The organism is Rhizobium sp. P1_C7 (genome assembly GCF_056406295.1).
The window spans coordinates 175,153-193,218 of sequence record NZ_JBFUAL010000002.1; the positions used below are offsets into that span (position 1 = coordinate 175,153).

Genomic DNA, 18,066 nt, shown 5'->3' on the forward strand with positions numbered 1-18,066 from the left:
TTAGATTGCTTCCCTTTTGGGAACAACAGTTTGCAGAAATGCTTTCATCGCACAGGATCTGGATTCTGACGTAGCGTAATGCCATCTCGCATCCAAAATCTCTAGGATTGCTTATATTGTCCATTTTGCCGCCGCGTTCCTGACGAACGGCATGCCTCGTTTCGTCGGCGTCTGCGTCTGCTCTTTCCCTCGCCGCTCGCCGTTTCGACCGCGGCAAAGCTGACTTCACAAGGTCAACGTTGTATGGGGATGGATCAACTTCCTTATCGCGTTCTTGCTCTTTGCCAATATTTGCCCGCTCTATATCGGCACACCGGGAGATACGATCTTTGTCGCAGCCGGAGTCCTCGTGACCGGGTTGCTGCTGGCTCGGATGTTTGGACGAGCCGGCGTCTGATCCGAAGTCTTTCCTTGCGCGTAAAAAGCCCTACACTCCTTGATGAATTGGAGCTACGCCCATGCGCGCTTTACTCGCAGTTCTTATCCTGTGTACTGCTTGCCTTGTGTCCATGTCGATCGCCCGTGCCGAAGATCCGATCGACACCACGCGCACGATGATCGATGAGCAGATCCAGGCATTCCTGCATGACGATGCGGGCGCCGCTTATGCCTACGCTGCGCCAGGACTTAAGGCGCTCTATCCCGACAAGGATGTCTTCTTTGCAATGGTCAAGAAGAGTTATCAGCCGGTCTATCATCCCGGAAACTATGCGTTTGGACGCAGCCGGTCGATCGACAACGGTGCGATGATCTATCATGAGGTACTGATCAGCGGACGCGACGGCAAGGACTGGACCGCGATTTACCAGATTACGCGCCAACCCGACAGCAGCTACAAGATCAGCGGTGTCCAGATCGTACCGAACACTGACAGCAAGGGGATCTGAGCGGACTCCTGAGGTCGGACGCGCCCCGGCTCAGACCGGCTCGAGGTCTCCCCTCGCCCATTCCTCTTGCGTTTCCGCCATGAAATCGGCGAAGCGGTCTTCCGAGATCGCCTTGCGGATTCCCTGCATCAGTTCCTGGTAGTAGGCCAGGTTGTTCCAGGAGAGCAGCATGCCGCCGAGCGCTTCGTTGGAACGGACGAGATGGTGCAGATAGGCGCGCGAATAGTCTCGGGACGCCACGCAGCTCGACTGCTCATCGAGCGGGCGCATGTCTTCCGCGTGGCGGGCATTGCGGATGTTGACCTTGCCGCGGCGTGTAAACGCCAAACCATGCCGGCCGGAACGGGTCGGCATCACGCAGTCGAACATGTCGACGCCGCGGGCGACCGACTTCAGAATATCATCCGGCGTACCCACGCCCATGAGATAGCGCGGTTTCTCTGTTGGCAGGACAGGAAGCGTCTCTTCGAGCATCTTCAGCATCACCGCCTGCGGCTCGCCGACTGCCAGTCCGCCAACCGCGTAGCCCTTGAGGTCGAGCTCGGTCAACGCCTCGGCGGAGCGGACGCGGAGTGCCGGAATATCGCCACCCTGAACGATGCCAAACATCGCCTTGCCCGGCTGCTTGCCGAAGGCGACCTTGCAGCGCTCGGCCCAGCGCAAGGACATCTCCATCGCGCGTTCGATCTCTCGCGGTTCGGCCGGAAGCGCCACGCACTCGTCGAGCTGCATCTGAATGTCGGAATCGAGAAGACCTTGGATCTCAATCGAGCGTTCCGGCGACATATGGTGCAGGCTGCCGTCGACATGCGACTTGAACGTCACGCCCTGCTCGTCGAGCTTGCGCAGGCCGGACAGCGACATGACCTGAAAGCCGCCGGAATCGGTCAAGATCGGGTGGTCCCAACGGATCAGCTTGTGCAACCCGCCAAGCCTGGCAACGCGCTCGGCCGTCGGGCGCAGCATCAGGTGGTAGGTGTTGCCCAGGATGATGTCGGCACCGCTTTCGCGGACTTGGTCGAGGTACATCGCCTTGACCGTACCGACCGTCCCGACCGGCATAAAGGCAGGCGTGCGGATCTTCCCGCGCGGCATGGAAACTTCGCCGAGACGCGCCCCGGCGTCAGTCGTCTTGAGGGTGAACTGGAAGTTCTCGGTCATTTGTCTTTCCGGAATAGAAGGCTTGCGTCCCCGTAGGAATAGAAGCGGTAGCCCGTGGAAATGGCATGGCTATAAGCCGCGTGCATGGTCTCGAAGCCGGCAAAGGCCGAAACCAGCATGAACAGCGTGGAACGTGGTAGGTGGAAATTCGTCATCAACATATCGACCGCCTTGAAGCGGTAGCCGGGCGTGATGAAGATACCCGTTGCGCCGGCCCACCCTTGGATTTCGCCGGTGTCCAGCGCCGCGCTCTCGATCAGCCTGAGCGAGGTCGTGCCAACGCAGATGATCCTCCCGCCTCTCGCTTTCACGGCATTCAGCTTCGCCGCGATCTCGCCGCTGACATAGCCGCTTTCCAGGTGCATCTTGTGATCGTCGGTATCGTCGGTCTTGACAGGCAGAAAGGTTCCGGCACCGACATGCAGAGTCACGAAGTGCTTTTCTATGCCGGCTTTGTCCAGCGCCTCGAACAGCTGCGGCGTGAAATGCAGCCCGGCTGTGGGGGCGGCGACGGCGCCCTCTTCGCGCGCGTAGATAGTCTGGTAGTCCGCCCGATCGCGCTCGTCTTCGGCGCGCTTCGCCGCGATATACGGCGGTAGAGGGATGTGCCCGACCGAATGGATGGCTTCGTCGAGTGCAGGACCCGAAAGGTCGAAGGCGAGCGTCACCTCGCCGCCATCGCCCTTCTCCTCGACTGTGCATTCCAGCTTACCGAGAATGCAGCTCGAGCCGTCGTGACCGAAGGATATACGGTCACCGATCTTGATGCGCTTGCCGGGCCTGGCAAAAGCTTTCCAGCGGCTGGCACCGACACGCATATGCAGCGTCGCAGAGACTTGCTGTCCGCCAGCGCCTCCGCGATGGCGGATACCTTCGAGTTGCGCGGGAATGACCTTAGTATCGTTGAAAACAAGCGCGTCCCCTGCTCGTAGAAACAACGGAAGATCGCCCACGTGGTGGTCGGTCAGAACCGTTTCCGACGCAGGGTTGACGGAGAGCAGGCGCGCGCTGTCGCGCGGCTCGGCAGGCCGCAGCGCAATCCGTTCATCCGGTAGATCGAAATCAAAAAGGTCAACGCGCATAAGGGCAGTTCCAGGAAAGCGAAACCCGCCCCGCGCCATTGGCGCAAGGGCGGGTTCCAGCAGAAATCACAATCACACGTCGGCGGCAACCCGCATCGAGACGATCGAATCCGGATCCGTGACCGGCTCGCCCTTCTTGATCTTGTCGACGTTGTCCATGCCTTCGATGACCTGGCCCCAAACGGAGTACTGCTTGTTCAGCCACGGAGAATCGGTGAAGCAAATGAAGAACTGCGAGTTGGCCGAGTTCGGGTTCTGCGAACGCGCCATCGAGCACGTACCTCTCACGTGGCTGATCGCCGAGAATTCGGCCTTGAGGTCAGGCTTTTCAGAACCACCCATGCCCGCACGGCCCGGATTGAAACTTTCGCCACCCTTCTTGCCGAACTTAACGTCGCCGGTCTGCGCCATGAAGTCGTTGATGACGCGATGGAAGACGACGCCATCATAGGCCTTCTCGCGAGCGAGTTCCTTGATGCGGGCGACGTGTTCCGGTGCCACTTCCGGCAGCAGCTGGATGACAACCTTGCCCTTGGTGGTTTCCAGGATGATGGTGTTTTCGGGATCCTTGATCTCGGCCATTCTTCTTCTCCTACTTGTCTTGAAACTTACTTTTTACCGACGGTGACCTTGACCATCCGGTCGGGATCGGTGACTTCGCCGTTCTGGCCCTCGCCGCGCTTGATCTTGTCGACATTCTCCATGCCGGATACGACCTTGCCGACAACCGTGTACTGGCCGTTCAGGAAGGCGCCGTCAGCGAACATGATGAAGAACTGCGAATTGGCGGAGTTCGGATCCTGCGAGCGGGCCATGCCGACCGTGCCGCGCACGAACGGCGTCTTGGAGAACTCAGCCGGAATATTCGGCATATCGGAGCCGCCGGTGCCGGCCAGGCTCGGATCGAAGCCCTTTTCCATGTTGCCGTACTGGACGTCGCCGGTCTGCGCCATAAAGCCCTCGATCACGCGGTGGAATGAGACGTTGTCATACGCGCCCCTCTTTGCGAGCGCTTCGATCTGGGCAACGTGCTTCGGCGCAACGTCAGGGGCCAATTGGATAACAACCGGACCATTCTTCAGCTGGATGGTCAGCGTGTGATCGCCCGACTGCGCAAATGCGTCGCCGGCAAACGAGGCTAGGTAAAGCACACCTGCAAATGCGAGATAGAAGAGTTTCATGTGAGGCTCCGTTGCGGCGAAATCAGACGCCTAGGATTTGCGCTTGGATTGAAGGGCTTTCAAGACGGCGGCCGGCACAAAAGCACTGACATCGCCTCCCATCGCCGCGATTTGGCGGACCAATGTGGCGGTTATGGGCCGCGAGGCAGTGCCAGCCGGCAGAAAGACGGTCTGGATATCCGGGGCCATCTGCCGATTCATACCCGCCATCTGCATTTCGTAGTCGAGATCGGTGCCGTCGCGAAGACCGCGGATCAACAGGATCGCCCCATGCCCGCGCGCCGCATCGACGACGAGATTGTCGAAGGAAACGACCGAGATATCCCCTGCCCTTGCAGGCAGCGTTTCAGTAAGCGACTTTCGGATCAGGTCGGCTTTTTCCTCAAAAGAGAAAAGCGGCATCTTTCCCGGGTGGATGCCGATAGCGACAATCACCTTGGACGCGACGTTCAGCGCCTGGACGAGCACGTCCACATGTCCGTTCGTGATTGGGTCGAAGGACCCGGGATAAAAAGCTGTCGTCATAACCCGGCCGTTTGTTTCGACGCCTTTTGTCACGGATAAAGGCTTCCCGCAAGTCATTTGCCCACGACTGAACGGCGGATGAATGGAGCATTCAAGGGCGCTTCAGCCGCCATGGATATATCTGCGAAGCGTCAACCCCGCCGATGCCTTCTGGTTTCGGTTCCTCGCGGAACTCCCATGCTGATCATTCTTGTCGCCTCTGCCGTTGCTGTTTCGCTGGCCGCCGAGTTTTTCTATGCCTGCGTGCAGGAAATCCGTGAAGCGTCCTGGGTGCGTTCGGACATTAGGGAGCACTATGCCATCGTCCGCGCAACCGGCAGGGTGGCATTTAAACCGATTAAAGAGTCTGAACGCCAGATGAACGGGGCATTCAAAGATGCTTCAGATCGGCGTTGGTAAACGACATTGCACTGTCAAACGGAACCATTTCCAAACGGATGCGTTCTCTCAACCGAAGCGTAATGCGATACGCGCCACAAGGAAGATATTATGCCAAACAAGATTACCATGATTAATGCAGTCTGGATGGTAATGATGACCGGTATGCTTGCAGCCACTGTCGCGCTTTACGATCAGAAAGTTGATGCGTCCAAGGTATATGGTCCTTATGCGTCGGCTCGCGCCGCTGTCATGAGCCAATACTAAGGGGCGTGAACGCAAAATCCTGGAGGATTGCTCATGTTCACGATCTTGACTCTGCTTACTGCCCTTATCAGCATCATGTTTATCGTATCTGTGGCATCCACTATCGCAGCTCTTCGCCGCGAAAATGAAGATATTAAGAAATTCAACGGGAAGCACAGTCTGTTTTAGGCCTACGGCGTTTTCGACCGGCGACGCGCTGCTCCTATTTGAGACACCTCGTGGGACGAGACCGCGCGCTTAATCGCAATTCGTCGTACAATAGTCACGTCGACGGTTCCAATTGCCATATGCCGTTGCCAATCGCATATTGGGACAAGGTGCTGGGACAAAGGATCGGTTCCCCGCATTGTTTTTCAAACACAGACCATGATGATCGTCGCGCGGTGCACCGGCTGCCTTAGCAGGCAGATGATGGCGACTGGTTCGTCTTCCTCAACTACGACGAACACCGGGTCTTCGAATAACCGCCGCGCCATTCCTCATCGGAAAGATCCTGGTCTTGGGCTCGTGCGCAGGGCGGGCGGCTCGAGCCGCATACCCCGAAACACGTCCACGTCGTCAGGGCCAAGGACCTGGATGTTCCACATTTATCGATGTCGTCCCTCAGTCAGATCGACTTCAGTGTCCAGTCAACGATCTGGCTGCTGACGGTCGCGAAGGCGCGGTCGAGCGCCTTGATGAAACCGTCGTTCGATCCGCCGGCGGCCGGCACGGCCTGCCTGAACACCTTCTGCGCACGGACGGAACCGTTCCGGTCGTTTAGGATTTTCGCGGAAATCTCCACCACCGCCTGACTACCTTTGCCGGTGTCGATTTCGAAGGCGCGGATATCGGTCACGACTTGATAGTCGATCGCAAGTCCTTGTCCCGGAATACCCACGCCGCCGAGCTTGCCGGAATTCTCGTATGCCTCGACAAGCTTGGCCTGCACCATGCGCGGAAGCTTGTCGCTCCACTGGGCCTTGGAGAGATACTGGATTTCCGACGACGACACACGAATGACGATCTGTTCGCTGTCGAGAGCCTTCAGCGCCGTGGGCTGCTGCACGAGGATCTGCCGGCTCTTCGCGGAAGGTCCATCGCCGCTGACGGATGCCGACAGGTCGAAGGTATCGTTCTTGGCTGATGTCCCGCATCCCGCCAGTGCAACCGCCAGCAGAGGCAGCACGATCGCGGTTTTGGACAGCCACGAACGACGCACCAACAAATCCGATACAGCCATATGCCGAGTTCCCATGTTAACGCCGCGTCCGGCCGTCGAATTGCTTTACGGTGTCGCCGCCGAAGATCAGCCGCTGTGGATCACGATCGAAATTGCTGATCGCGTCGTTGAGATTCTGCACGGTCGACCGTGTGTCGTTGATCAACGACTGCACATCGCGCAGACCGCCGCTGGAGAATTTCTGCAGATTGTCAGCGATCGGTCCAATGCGCGCGTTGAGATTGTCGGCGACCTTCTTGAACGAATCGAGGGTGCTTCGCGCCTGGGTGAAGAGCGACTGGGTGCTGTCGGACCCCAGCAAGGTATCCAGCTTGGCAAGGATGCCGTCGACACGCGTCGAAGCGGCGTTGAGTTTGTTCGCCATTTGAGTCACGTTCTGGATCGTCTGGTCGATCTCTTTCTGATGGGCGGATACGGTATTGGCTACATCCTTGATCGAGGCGACAGCAACGCGCGCATCCTTGGTAGCCTGCGCGATGTCGTCCACTGAGCCCTTGACCTTTGCCGGGTCGATCTGCGCGACGAGGGTATCGACCTTGTCGAGCGTTGCCTGTGCTTTCTTGCCGAAGTCGTTGTAGGTCGTCGCCGTTTCCTGGATTTTCTGGACGGCGCCCTTCAGGTCGCCCGAAGCGGCGGCAACGTTGTTGCTGATGGTCTCCGCGTTCGCCAGGATGTGGTCGATCTTCTTGGCGTCGACGGCCTTGACGAGTGCCTCGACCGCCTCAAGCGTCGAGTCCACACGACCTGACACCTTGCGCACGGTCTCGGAAAGCTGGCCGACGCTCTGCAGGAAGGAGTCGATGTTGTCGGAATTCTTCGCCAACGCATCGGAGAAGGTCTCGGCATTCTGCAATGTCTTCGTGAGCGGACCGCGCGCGTCCTTCACAAAACCCTGGATCTGCCCAACGGCGTCGTTTGCGCGGTCGAGGATCTTGTCGGCTGTTGCAAGCAGATTGGTGACGCTCGACTGATCGGCGACAATTACCGCACGTTTACCGCTATCTATCGCCTCCTGCAGGATATTCTTCTCGCCCACCTTGCCACCGGAAAGCTCGATGTAGGCTGCGCCGGTGAGACCTTGAATCTCCAGAATCGCTTTCGTCGACGGGTAAATCGGGGCATCCACCCTGACTTCCGTGAATGCCAGCGAGAACTGGGGGTCGTCGGCATCGATGGACAGCGATTGCACGGAGCCCACCTGAATGCCGTTGAATCGGACGGGCGAGCCGACGCTCAGCCCGTTGGCCGAGCCGGGGATCCGCACGATCAGCTCCGCCATCGGCCCGCCGCGCCCGTATTCGGCCATCCAGTAGACGAAGCCGAACGCGGCTGCGATGACGAGCACCGTGAAAAAGCCGACAATCGTGTAGTTCGCTTTGGTTTCCATCTTATCCGCTCACTTCCCGCGGCTATCTTGCGCCGGCCTGTCGTGGGCGGCGGCATGGCTGTTCTGCGGCACGATCGAACGCGCCCGCTTGCCCTTGAAATACGCCTGAACCCACGGATCGTCGTAGGCCAGCATGTTTTCGATCGTCCCCTCCACCATGACGCGCTTCTTTCCGAGTACCGCAATTCGGTCGCACACGGAAAACAGGCTGTCTAGATCGTGTGTCACCATGTAGACGGTGAGGCCGAGTGTATCGCGAAGCCTTGCGATCAATTCGTCAAATTCGGCGGCACCGATGGGATCGAGACCGGACGTCGGTTCGTCGAGGAACACCAGCTCGGGATCCAATGCCAGAGCACGGGCAAGTGCGGCGCGCTTGATCATGCCGCCCGAAAGCTCCGACGGATACTTGTCGGCCGCATCCGCAGCAAGGCCGACAAGCCGTATCTTCAGGTGGGCGAGCTCGTCCATCAGGGATACCGGCAGATCGAGATATTCGCGCATCGGTACCTGAATGTTCTCCTTCACAGTCAGCGAAGAAAACAGCGCGCCCTGCTGGAAAAGAACCCCGAGACGCATGTCGAGCGCATTGCGTTGCGGCTCGTCCAGTTCGTCGAAATCCTGGCCGAGAATCTTGATGTGGCCGGACCGACGGGGCAGCAATCGAAGCACGGTGCGCATCAGAACCGATTTGCCGGTGCCGGATGCACCGACGAAACCAAGGATCTCGCCGCGATAGATATCTAGGTTCAGATTGTCGAGCACGATCTTTGACCCGAAGCCGACGGTGACGTCGCGCGCGGATAGCACGATATCCCGCCCTCCTTCACCTCTGGTCTCGGTCTGTTGTCCGTCCACGTACAATCCTTAGAAATTGATAGCCGCATAGAACATGGCAAAAAGCCCGTCCATGAGGATGACGACGAAGATCGCCTTCACAACCGCCGACGTCACATGTTGGCCGAGCGACTCGGCACTGCCACCCACCTTTAAGCCCTCCACGGCCGCAACGATACCAATAACCAGCGCCATGAAAGGCGCCTTTATCATTCCGGACAGCACCGTCGAGAGCGTGATCGCCTCATGAAGCCGTGAAATGAAGTTCGCAAAGGTGATGCCGGAATAGCCCCAGGCCACGACCGCGGCACCAAACAGCGAGGCGAAATTGGCAAGAACCGTTAGAAGCGGAAGCGCGACGGTCAGCGCGACAAGGCGCGGAAAGATCAGCACACCCACCGGGTTGAGCCCCATGACCTTCAGCGCGTCGACTTCCTCGCGCATCTTCATGGAGCCGATCTCGGCTGTGATGGCGCTTCCCGAACGGCCAGCGATCATGATAGCGGTCAACAGCACGCCGATTTCGCGCAGCTGGAGAATTCCGACGAGATCGACGACGAAGACCTCGGCGCCGAAATAGCGCAGCTGGAATGCCCCCTGCTGCGCGATAATGGCGCCGATCAGAAACGACATCAAAAGGATGATCGGAACGGCGCGAACGCCCATGTGATCGATCTGATTCACGATAGATGCGGGCGAAACACCGCTGCCGCGCCCGAATTTCATCTGTGCGCCACGCACCGCCGAGCCAAGGATGTACATCGCCGCAGCGAGATTGTCCCACAGATCGTACATAATTTTGCCGATGGGGCCGAAGATCCGCTCGCGCACAGACAATTCCGGCTTTTGGTCAGGCTCCGGCGTCTCCTGTTCCTCGGAAAAAGCGGCTAGCATCTCGTCGATGTGCGGATTGCTTCCCTCGAATCGCACGGTTCCGCCGGCATCTTCGACTTGCTTCCTCAGCCGACACAGCAACCAGACGCCGGCGGTATCGATGGCAGAAATGCGCGACAGATCCAGCGTAAGCTCGCCCGTGGTGCGAGCCGAGAGTTGATCGAATTCCCGCAGAATAAAATGAATGTTGGCGCTGCGCCAGCTTCCTTCAAGATGAACACGCGCATCCGAACCATTTGCTTGGTCGTCCACATGCAGTGAGGCGGCGTTGCGGTTCTCTGACTTCAAAATGCTTGTGTCTTTCAAGGCATACGGCGACATTGCCGACTCGCGAACTGCGGTTCGCCGCTCGCAGCCAATATACGCAAGCCACATCAAATTTCCATGCGCGCAGGATTGCAAATATGCCACGGTCACTCGAAATTCTAACCGACTCCTTCCCGATCGCCGGCGCGTTTACGATCGCCCGTGGCACAAAAACCTCGGCGGAGGTGATCGTCTGCGTTATCAGCGAGCGAGACGCTGTCGGCAGGGGGGAGTGCGTCCCATACGGTCGCTACGGCGAAACCATAGAAAGCGTCGCCAATCAGATCGAAGCCGCAAGGCCGCTGGTCGAGGGCGGTCTCACTCGCGCTGAGCTTCAGCGGGCGATGCCGCCAGGAGCCGCGCGAAATGCGGTCGACTGCGCACTCTGGGATCTGGGGGCCAAGCTGACGGGAACGCCGGTCGCAGCGCGGCTTGGTCTGCATGCGCCGCAGCCGCTGACGACCGCCTTCACCATTTCGCTCGGGGAGTCGGGCGAAATGGCCGCGCAGGCGCGGGCGAACGCGACGCGCGCACTGCTCAAGGTCAAGGTCGGCACAGGCGACGACGAGACCCGGATTCGCGCCGTGCGGGCAGCTGCCCCCGACGCGGCTATCATCCTGGACGCCAACGAAGGCTGGACCGAAAACACGTTGGTTCATCACCTACGCGTCGCGGCAGAAACGGGCATCGCCCTCGTCGAACAACCTCTGCCGGCGGGCAAGGATGAGCTGCTCGCCGATATCGAGCGACCGATCCTCGTCTGCGCCGACGAGAGCGTCCATCATGCGGGCGATCTCGCCAGCCTTCGGGATCGTTACGATGCAATCAATATCAAGCTCGACAAGACGGGCGGGCTCACCGAAGCACTGGCGATGAAATTCGAGGCCCAACGTCTCGGATTCCGGATCATGTTGGGCTGCATGGTGGGCACCTCGCTTGCCATGGCACCGGCGGTCTTGCTTGCTCAAGGCGTGGACTTCGTGGACCTCGACGGTCCGTTGCTTCTCGCGCGCGACCGTGAGCCTGGACTGCGCTACGCCGCTTCTCTTGTCTGGCCTCCCGAACCGGCCCTCTGGGGCTGAAGATAGTAGGCGACGATGACGAGTCCGAGGCCCAATAGAGCAACGAGCGCCATCACGTAGTAGCTCGCAAGTCCCAGCGAAGCGTAGATATAGCCGGACGCGATGGTCATCAGTGCGAGGAAGATGCCGTTGTAGAAGAAATACGCGCCCTGGGCCGAGGATTCCTGCGTTTCCTGCACCGAGGCGACGATCCGCCGCTGCACGCCGGTATGAACGAAGGCGTAGCTGAACGCGTGGAGGCATTGCAGCACGAAAAAGCCCAGGAACCCCCAATGCATGGGAAACAGGATCCAACGGCAGACGCTCACGCCAGCCCCCAAGCGGATCAGCGTCCAGGCATCGAATCTGCGGCTCAATCGCTTCGACAGAAAGAAGACAGTAACTTCGGCGGCAACGCCGGCGCTCCACAGTACGGCGATCTCAGCTCCCGAAAAGCCCAGATCGCGCCAATAAATCGAGCCGAACGTATAGACCACGGCGTGACTTGCCTGCTGGATGGCAACGCCGATCAGAAGGACGAGCAGATGTGGCTGCCGCAGCGAACTGCCCGTAGCCGAAGGAATGTCGACGGGCGTGCCACGCCGCCGAGTCGGGCCGATGCGGGGACAATACACGGCCATGACCATCGTCATGACAAATCCGAATATCATCACCGGCAGGACCATCTGCCCGCCCCAGCGACCGATCAGTTGCCCGCCGGCCAGAGTCGAGACGATGAATGCCACCGACCCCCAGACGCGCATCGAGCCATAGTCGAGGCCCCAACGCCGGACGCCCGAGATGACGATGGACTCGACCACAGGGACATAGGGGGAGAATGTTGCCCCCTGGACGGTATAGACAATCATGACAGGCCAGAACGTGCTCGTCCAGTAAAGCGCGATTGCGGTCAGCAGCGAAAGGCCGCCCGAAAACAGAAGAACGTCCGCCCTCTCCTTCATACGGTCCGCGTACATGGCGACGATGGGCGCGACCAGCACGCGCACGACCATCGGGACCGCCAGGATGATGCCGATTTCATGGTCGTCGAATTTGTGAAGCACGAGCCAGACCGGAAAGAACGGCAGGGCAACGCCGTTCACAAGTAGCGGCGCACAGTACGATAGTGCACTCAGCAATCGGAAGTGCGCAGGCGCGCCCTCGGCTGCAGGGGCTTTTTGGGCGGGAATCATCGGTCGAACCTGAGGGAAACTAGACGCTGCCTAACACGTCAACCCAAGGGCGACCATGCCGAGAAATGGCCTTCCCAAACCGTTTTCAAAAATAAACCTGGCCTGTCGCGATAAGGCAACGGCATAGTGGCCGCGAACACCCAAACGCGACAGACAAACCCATCACGCGGCCTGCTGGTCCAGCTCCCGTTTCTCGTGATGTTCGATTGCCAAAGGAGTTGGTTCCACGTCACCGATCTTGCTCCATTCGATCAGTTCGAAGGTGCCGTCCTCGTGTTCGACAATCGCCGTGCAGCTCTCCACCCAATCGCCGGTGTTGATGTAGCGGATGCCGTCCATATCTTCCATGACGGCGTGATGGATGTGCCCGCAGATTACGCCATCGGCGCCATGCTTGCGTGCTTCATCGGCAACGACCCGCTGGAATTCGCCGATGAAGTTCACGGCGTGTTTCACTTGAAGCTTCGCCCATGCCGAGAATGACCAGTAGGGCATGCCGAGGCGGCGGCGCACCGCGGCGAGCCCGACATTGATCATGATCGCCATGTCGTAGGCCCAGTCGCCCAGGTAGGCGAGCAGGCGCGCATTGCGGACGACGACGTCGAATTCGTCGCCATGCAGAACAAGGTATTTCTTGCCGTCGGCCGCGTCATGAATCATGCGTTCGGCGACTTCGATTCCGCCGAAATGCATGCCGGGGAAGTCACGGAGGAATTCGTCGTGATTGCCGGGTATATAGACGACGCGAGTTCCCTTGCGCGCCTTGCGCAGCAGCTTCTGAATCACGTCGTTGCATTCTTGTGGCCAGTACCAGCTGCGTTTAAGGCGCCAACCGTCGACGATGTCGCCGACGAGGAAGATCGTATCGGCGTCGTGATGCTTGAGAAAATCCAGAAGGAAGTCAGCCTTCGCGGCCTTTGAGCCGAGATGCACGTCGGAGATAAAGAGCGTACGGAAGTGGCGGGTATCCATATTGTCCTTCACAAGCATCCTGCCCGTGTCCCATTGTTCATCTAGCCCCTGAAAACCAGACTCGTGTTTCAGGATGATGACATTGGCGCGTTTGGCTGGATTTCGGCCGCAATGCCCGGCGTTCACAGCTTGGGTCCACAATAGCGCTGTTTTCGCGAGAGAACCGAAATTCTGACTGTTCCCGCGTTTTTATTGATGTATTGAAGGCGCACCAACGACAGCATATGCGGCAGCCCGGAGGCGATGATGGATCATCACGACAAGTCCAAGACGGAAAACAACATGGCAGGTGGAAGCCTCGACGAGCAGGCGCTCTTTTTTCACCGCTATCCCCGTCCGGGCAAGCTCGAGATCCAGGCCACCAAGCCGCTCGGCAACCAGCGCGACCTCGCTCTCGCCTATTCGCCGGGCGTGGCCGCACCCTGTCTCGCCATCCGCGACAATCCGGAGACGGCTGCCGACTATACTTCGCGCGCCAACCTCGTTGCCGTAATTTCCAACGGCACCGCGGTTCTGGGCCTTGGCAATATCGGCCCGCTTGCCTCCAAGCCTGTCATGGAAGGCAAGGCCGTCCTGTTCAAGAAATTTGCCAATATCGATGTGTTCGACATCGAGGTGGACGCCACGACAGTCGAACAGATGGTGTCGACGGTCGCTTCCCTGGAGCCGACCTTCGGGGGCATCAACCTGGAAGACATCAAGGCGCCGGAATGCTTCGAGATTGAGCGCCGCCTTCGCGAAAAGATGAAGATCCCGGTCTTCCACGACGACCAGCACGGCACGGCCATCATCGTTGCGGCTGCAATCCTGAATGGCCTCGAGCTCGCCAACAAGAAGATCGAGGAGGTTAAGATCGTCGCCTCGGGCGCCGGGGCGGCCGCCCTCGCCTGCCTCAATCTTCTCGTCACGCTCGGTGCCAAACGCGAACACATCTGGGTCCATGATATCGAGGGCCTCGTTTATGAGGGCCGCGTCGAACTGATGGACGAATGGAAGTGCGTCTACGCACAGAAGAGCGACACACGCACGCTGGCAGAAAACATCGGTGGCGCGGACGTCTTCCTCGGCCTCTCGGCCGCCGGCGTGCTGAAGCCGGAACTGCTGGCGCAGATGGCCGAAAAACCACTGATCATGGCGCTTGCCAACCCGACGCCTGAAATCATGCCGGACCTCGCCCGCGCAGCGCGCCCGGATGCGATGATCTGCACCGGCCGGTCGGATTTCCCCAACCAGGTCAACAATGTCCTCTGCTTCCCCTATATCTTCCGCGGCGCACTGGATTGCGGCGCTGTGACGATCAACGAGGAAATGAAGATGGCGGCCGTTCGCGCCATCGCGGCACTCGCCCGCGAGGAGCCGTCCGACGTCGCTGCTCGCGCCTATTCCGGCGAAACGCCGGTCTTCGGGTCGAACTATCTCATCCCCTCGCCGTTCGATCCGCGCCTCATCCTGCGTATCGCACCGGCCGTCGCCAAGGCAGCGGCCGAAAGCGGCGTTGCGGTGCGACCCATCACCGATTTCGATTCCTATCTCGATCAGCTGAACCGCTTTGTCTTCCGTTCCGGCTTCGTCATGAAGCCTATCTTCGCCGCAGCGAAAAATGCCGAGCGCAAGCGCGTGATCTTCTCCGAAGGAGAAGACGAACGTGTGCTGCGCGCGGCACAGGTCCTACTGGAAGAAGGGATTGCCGAACCGATCCTCATCGGCCGCCCACAAGTTATCGAAACCCGCCTGCAGCGCTACGGACTTCGCATCCGGCCGCTGTTGGATTTCGATGTCATCAACCCGGAAGACGATCCGCGCTTCCGCGAATATGTCGACCTTTACTTCTCGTTGGTCGGCCGCCGTGGCGTCATCCCCGAGGCCGCGCGCACGATCGTTCGTACCAATACGACGGTCATCGGCGCGTTGGCCCTCAAGCGCGGCGAAGCCGACGCGCTGATATGCGGTCTGGAAGGCCGGTACGAGAAGCACCTGCGCGACGTTCGCCAGATCATCGGCAAACGGAAGGACGTCCGTGACTTTTCGGCCCTTAGCCTGCTGATCTCGCAGCGTGGGGCCACCTTCTTCACCGACACCTACGTGACCTTCAACCCCACCACCGAGGAGATTGCCGAGTCCGCGATCCTGGCGGCAGAGGAAATCAGACGGTTCGGGATTACGCCGCGCGCCGCGCTCGTCTCGCATTCGAATTTCGGCTCGCGGGAATCCGAAAGCGCGACGAAGATGCGTGCCGCGTTGCAGCTGGTTCGCGATAGCGCGCCCGAGCTGGAAGTCGATGGCGAAATGCACGGCGAAAGCGCGATCTCCGAGGCGTTGCGCAAGCGTGTTATGCCTGACACGACCCTGCACGACGAAGCCAACCTGCTGGTATTTCCAAACCTCGATGCCGCCAACATCACGTTGGGCGTCGTCAAGTCTATGACCGATGGTCTGCATGTCGGTCCGATCCTGCTCGGCGCGGCGATGCCGGCCCATATCCTGGCGCCCTCGGTCACCTCCCGAGGAGTGGTGAATATGGCAGCGCTCGCCGTCGTGGAGGCTTCTCAGCCGGCTTGAGTTGGCAGAAATCGGGAAGTGCGTTAGGATTTCAACGGCAGCTTGTTAAGATAGACAGGTTATTGGGAATAAGATGGCGGACAACCGCCACGATCCACTGGTATTTGCTCATCCACGGGACGATGCCTTGACGCGCTGGAATTTGCCTTTTGCGTTCCTGATTGCCCTTTCGACACCGGCTTATGCGCAAGTCGCGCCGATCTGTGGTGAGCTGCGGGCGCGTCTTGCTGACCTGCCGCTGGTGATAGGAACCACGCCGGAGGTCCGCAAGTATGCCAGCGCCATCGCCGAGCAGAACCTCGAGCTTCGAAAAGTTAGAAGCGATCTGCGGCGCAATGGATGCAGCGCCGGCAGTATGGTGACAATCGGCGGCGACAACGCCGAATATTGTAGCGAGCTTGAGCAGGCGGAAGCCAAGATGGTCGATAACATCAGCGACCTGCAGCAGCGCCGCGACGAGCTGCGGGCGCAGAGCGAAGATACCCGCACCCGCAACGAACTGATCGCGGCCCTCGACGCCAACAGTTGCAATGCGGAGCCGTCGTTCTCCGACGATCCCGAATATGCACCGGCCCCGAGTATCGACGATCAGGCGATGCGTAGCGACACGTTCATACCGCTCGGCGGCGGCCAGGGCCGGAGGTCTTACGCGGCGCCCGGGATGCAACCCCTCTCGCATCTCAACACGGTTTGCGTGCGCACCTGCGATGGAGGCTTCTTCCCGCTTAGCTCCAACGCGACCTCCATGGACTTCGCTCGCGACGCCGACACTTGCGCGAAAATGTGTCCGGGAGTCGATACGGAGCTTTTCTATCACGATGTCTCCGTTGGGGAGACGTCGGACATGATCTCCACGGCGACGGGCACGCCCTATAGCGCGATGCCGAACGCCTTTGCCTACAAGAACCGCAAGCCTGGAGAAAAATCGTCCTGTAGTTGCGACCTCCCCGCTTACTATGAACGAATGCGAAAGAACCAGAACGCGGCCACCGAAGTGCCCCGGAAGGGTTCGATCACCACTATAGAGACCAGGAAGCAGGAGGCGCCTGCAATAGTGGCGCCTGCCCCGCAATCGCAGGTGCCCGACCGACCCTATGATCCGCAAAGCGGCAAGGTGCGCCAGATCGGACCGCAATTCCTGGCCGGCGATCGGGGGGAAATCGACCTCAAGAACCCGGCGACCCCAGGCGCTCAACCGCAGCAGCGGTAGCGGCTATTTGAATTCCTCGCCATTGCCCCACCGATCGGCAAAGATCAACTCCGCGACTGGCGTTCGCTGTCGCCACCCTTTGACGGCGAGTTCAGGCTCCTCGTAGAGCTGGTCAACATAGCCGACACAGAGCCACGCAACGATCTCGACCCGCTCGGGCACGCCGAGAATCTGCTTGAGGTCGGCTTCGTGGAAGATGCTCACCCAGCCGACGCCGATCCCTTCCGCTCGCGCGGCCAGCCAGAGATTTTGTACCGCGCAGACCGTCGAATAGGAATCCATCCGCGGATTGTGCGTCCGTCCAAGCACGACGTCGCCGCAGCGATCTGGATCGCAGGTGATGCAGATTCCAAGCGGAGCGCTGCGGATGCCTTCCAGCTTCAGCGATCGATAGGCCTGTTGCCGTTCGCCGGCAAACATCTCGGCGGCCTCCAGATTGGCGCGGTTGAAGGCATCCCACACGGCAGACTTTACGTCCCGGTCGCGCACGAGTATGAAGTTCCACGGTTGCATGAAGCCGACGGACGGTGCGTGGTGCGCCGCTCGCAGAAGGCGCTTGATGACTTCGTCCGGAATAATGTCAGGCAAAAACTCCGAGCGAACGTCCCTTCGCGTCTCAATTGCCTTGTAGACCGCCATGCGTTCGTCCGCAGAGAAGGCCGCAGCTCTCGGTAGAGAGCCAGAATGGTCTGGTCGCATCGTCAATCCCCAACAACACAACCGCCCGCCGTCCACGCGGTCAGTCTATGATTGTCGGGCCGGTCTTCTGACTTGGCGTCATCCGTGTGCCGCGCCTTCCCGGCACGGAGCCAGTGGCATTTGAGCGGCAAACGTCAGCCTTACAGCGTTGGGCACGTTCCGGCCTTGCACCGAATTCCCGATTCTCCCGCGATCACGCGGGCACCTGACGAGTAACCTATGTCGCGAAACGTCGCCGAACGCAA

General features: G+C 59.6%; 18 protein-coding genes, 1 pseudogene and 1 riboswitch. Of the genes and pseudogenes, 7 read left to right on the forward strand and 12 right to left on the reverse strand.

Translation table 11 applies throughout. The features are described 5' to 3' along the window. The first annotated feature begins 97 nt into the window (after nucleotides 1-97). A pseudogene (locus AC1D2R_RS03970) lies at nucleotides 98-397 on the forward strand (hypothetical protein). A 61-nt stretch (nucleotides 398-458) separates the two neighbouring features. Beyond that, entirely contained in the window at nucleotides 459-887 is a 429-nt protein-coding gene (locus tag AC1D2R_RS03975) for a DUF4864 domain-containing protein (protein ID WP_477964978.1), read from the forward strand. Nucleotides 888-917: 30 nt separating this feature from the next. Here the strand turns inward: AC1D2R_RS03975 and tgt are convergent, their stop codons facing one another. The 5 genes from tgt to coaD form a co-directional block, all read right to left on the reverse strand. Continuing rightward, entirely contained in the window at nucleotides 918-2,048 is a 1,131-nt protein-coding gene (gene tgt, locus AC1D2R_RS03980; RefSeq protein ID WP_477964980.1) for a tRNA guanosine(34) transglycosylase Tgt, read from the reverse strand. Further along, complete coding sequence (queA, locus tag AC1D2R_RS03985) at nucleotides 2,045-3,130, reverse strand: tRNA preQ1(34) S-adenosylmethionine ribosyltransferase-isomerase QueA (RefSeq protein WP_477964982.1); 1,086 nt, start codon at nucleotides 3,128-3,130, stop codon at nucleotides 2,045-2,047. Before queA ends, tgt begins: the two co-directional genes overlap by 4 nt. A gap of 72 nt (nucleotides 3,131-3,202) precedes the next feature. Continuing rightward, nucleotides 3,203-3,712, reverse strand: a complete 510-nt coding sequence (locus AC1D2R_RS03990; protein ID WP_477964984.1) for a peptidylprolyl isomerase — start codon at nucleotides 3,710-3,712, stop codon at nucleotides 3,203-3,205. A 26-nt stretch (nucleotides 3,713-3,738) separates the two neighbouring features. Continuing rightward, on the reverse strand, nucleotides 3,739-4,311 hold the full coding sequence (locus AC1D2R_RS03995; RefSeq protein ID WP_477964986.1) for a peptidylprolyl isomerase: 573 nt from the start codon (nucleotides 4,309-4,311) through the stop codon (nucleotides 3,739-3,741). Between the two features lie 30 nt (nucleotides 4,312-4,341). Further along, a complete protein-coding gene (gene coaD, locus AC1D2R_RS04000) occupies nucleotides 4,342-4,836 on the reverse strand; it encodes a pantetheine-phosphate adenylyltransferase (RefSeq protein WP_477964988.1) in 495 nt (164 codons plus the stop codon). A gap of 177 nt (nucleotides 4,837-5,013) precedes the next feature. Between coaD and AC1D2R_RS04005 the strand changes: the two genes are divergently transcribed. Beyond that, nucleotides 5,014-5,235 carry a hypothetical protein gene (locus AC1D2R_RS04005; RefSeq protein WP_477964990.1) on the forward strand — a complete coding sequence of 74 codons (222 nt, stop codon included), beginning with the start codon at nucleotides 5,014-5,016 and terminating at the stop codon, nucleotides 5,233-5,235. A 90-nt stretch (nucleotides 5,236-5,325) separates the two neighbouring features. After that, entirely contained in the window at nucleotides 5,326-5,481 is a 156-nt protein-coding gene (locus AC1D2R_RS04010) for a hypothetical protein (protein WP_200959461.1), read from the forward strand. Nucleotides 5,482-6,088: 607 nt separating this feature from the next. Here AC1D2R_RS04010 and AC1D2R_RS04015 read toward each other — a convergent pair. Genes AC1D2R_RS04015 through AC1D2R_RS04030 form a run of 4 tightly spaced genes read right to left on the reverse strand, consistent with a single transcriptional unit; the run spans nucleotide 6,089 to nucleotide 10,142 of the window. Next, the gene (locus AC1D2R_RS04015; RefSeq protein ID WP_477964993.1) at nucleotides 6,089-6,703 is read right to left on the reverse strand and encodes an ABC-type transport auxiliary lipoprotein family protein; all 615 of its coding nucleotides are present in this window, start codon (nucleotides 6,701-6,703) and stop codon (nucleotides 6,089-6,091) included. A 16-nt stretch (nucleotides 6,704-6,719) separates the two neighbouring features. Further along, nucleotides 6,720-8,090 carry an MlaD family protein gene (locus AC1D2R_RS04020; RefSeq protein WP_477964995.1) on the reverse strand — a complete coding sequence of 457 codons (1,371 nt, stop codon included), beginning with the start codon at nucleotides 8,088-8,090 and terminating at the stop codon, nucleotides 6,720-6,722. Nucleotides 8,091-8,099: 9 nt separating this feature from the next. Continuing rightward, a complete protein-coding gene (locus AC1D2R_RS04025; protein ID WP_477964997.1) occupies nucleotides 8,100-8,948 on the reverse strand; it encodes an ABC transporter ATP-binding protein in 849 nt (282 codons plus the stop codon). Nucleotides 8,949-8,957: 9 nt separating this feature from the next. Further along, on the reverse strand, nucleotides 8,958-10,142 hold the full coding sequence (locus tag AC1D2R_RS04030) for an MlaE family lipid ABC transporter permease subunit (RefSeq protein WP_477964999.1): 1,185 nt from the start codon (nucleotides 10,140-10,142) through the stop codon (nucleotides 8,958-8,960). Nucleotides 10,143-10,225: 83 nt separating this feature from the next. On the opposite strand from AC1D2R_RS04030, the gene dgcA reads away from it, so the two are divergent. Further along, on the forward strand, nucleotides 10,226-11,209 hold the full coding sequence (dgcA, locus tag AC1D2R_RS04035; RefSeq protein ID WP_477965001.1) for an N-acetyl-D-Glu racemase DgcA: 984 nt from the start codon (nucleotides 10,226-10,228) through the stop codon (nucleotides 11,207-11,209). Here the strand turns inward: dgcA and AC1D2R_RS04040 are convergent. Both AC1D2R_RS04040 and AC1D2R_RS04045 read right to left on the reverse strand, forming a co-directional pair. After that, nucleotides 11,161-12,381 (reverse strand): MFS transporter, encoded by a 1,221-nt coding sequence (locus AC1D2R_RS04040; protein ID WP_477965003.1) that lies wholly within the window; start codon nucleotides 12,379-12,381, stop codon nucleotides 11,161-11,163. The genes dgcA and AC1D2R_RS04040 overlap by 49 nt on opposite strands. 162 nt (nucleotides 12,382-12,543) lie before the next feature. After that, nucleotides 12,544-13,353, reverse strand: coding sequence for a UDP-2,3-diacylglucosamine diphosphatase (locus AC1D2R_RS04045; RefSeq protein ID WP_477965395.1), 810 nt, complete (start codon nucleotides 13,351-13,353; stop codon nucleotides 12,544-12,546). A gap of 246 nt (nucleotides 13,354-13,599) precedes the next feature. On the opposite strand from AC1D2R_RS04045, the gene AC1D2R_RS04050 reads away from it, so the two are divergent. Continuing rightward, nucleotides 13,600-15,912: an NADP-dependent malic enzyme gene (locus tag AC1D2R_RS04050; protein WP_477965005.1), complete on the forward strand. Its 2,313-nt coding sequence runs from the start codon at nucleotides 13,600-13,602 to the stop codon at nucleotides 15,910-15,912. Nucleotides 15,913-16,039: 127 nt separating this feature from the next. Next, complete coding sequence (locus AC1D2R_RS04055; RefSeq protein WP_477965397.1) at nucleotides 16,040-17,122, forward strand: DUF2865 domain-containing protein; 1,083 nt, start codon at nucleotides 16,040-16,042, stop codon at nucleotides 17,120-17,122. Nucleotides 17,123-17,125: 3 nt separating this feature from the next. Here AC1D2R_RS04055 and bluB read toward each other — a convergent pair whose 3' ends face one another. After that, a complete protein-coding gene (gene bluB / locus AC1D2R_RS04060) occupies nucleotides 17,126-17,821 on the reverse strand; it encodes a 5,6-dimethylbenzimidazole synthase (protein WP_477965007.1) in 696 nt (231 codons plus the stop codon). A gap of 40 nt (nucleotides 17,822-17,861) precedes the next feature. Continuing rightward, nucleotides 17,862-18,045: riboswitch (cobalamin riboswitch) on the reverse strand. Nucleotides 18,046-18,066: the final 21 nt, after the last annotated feature.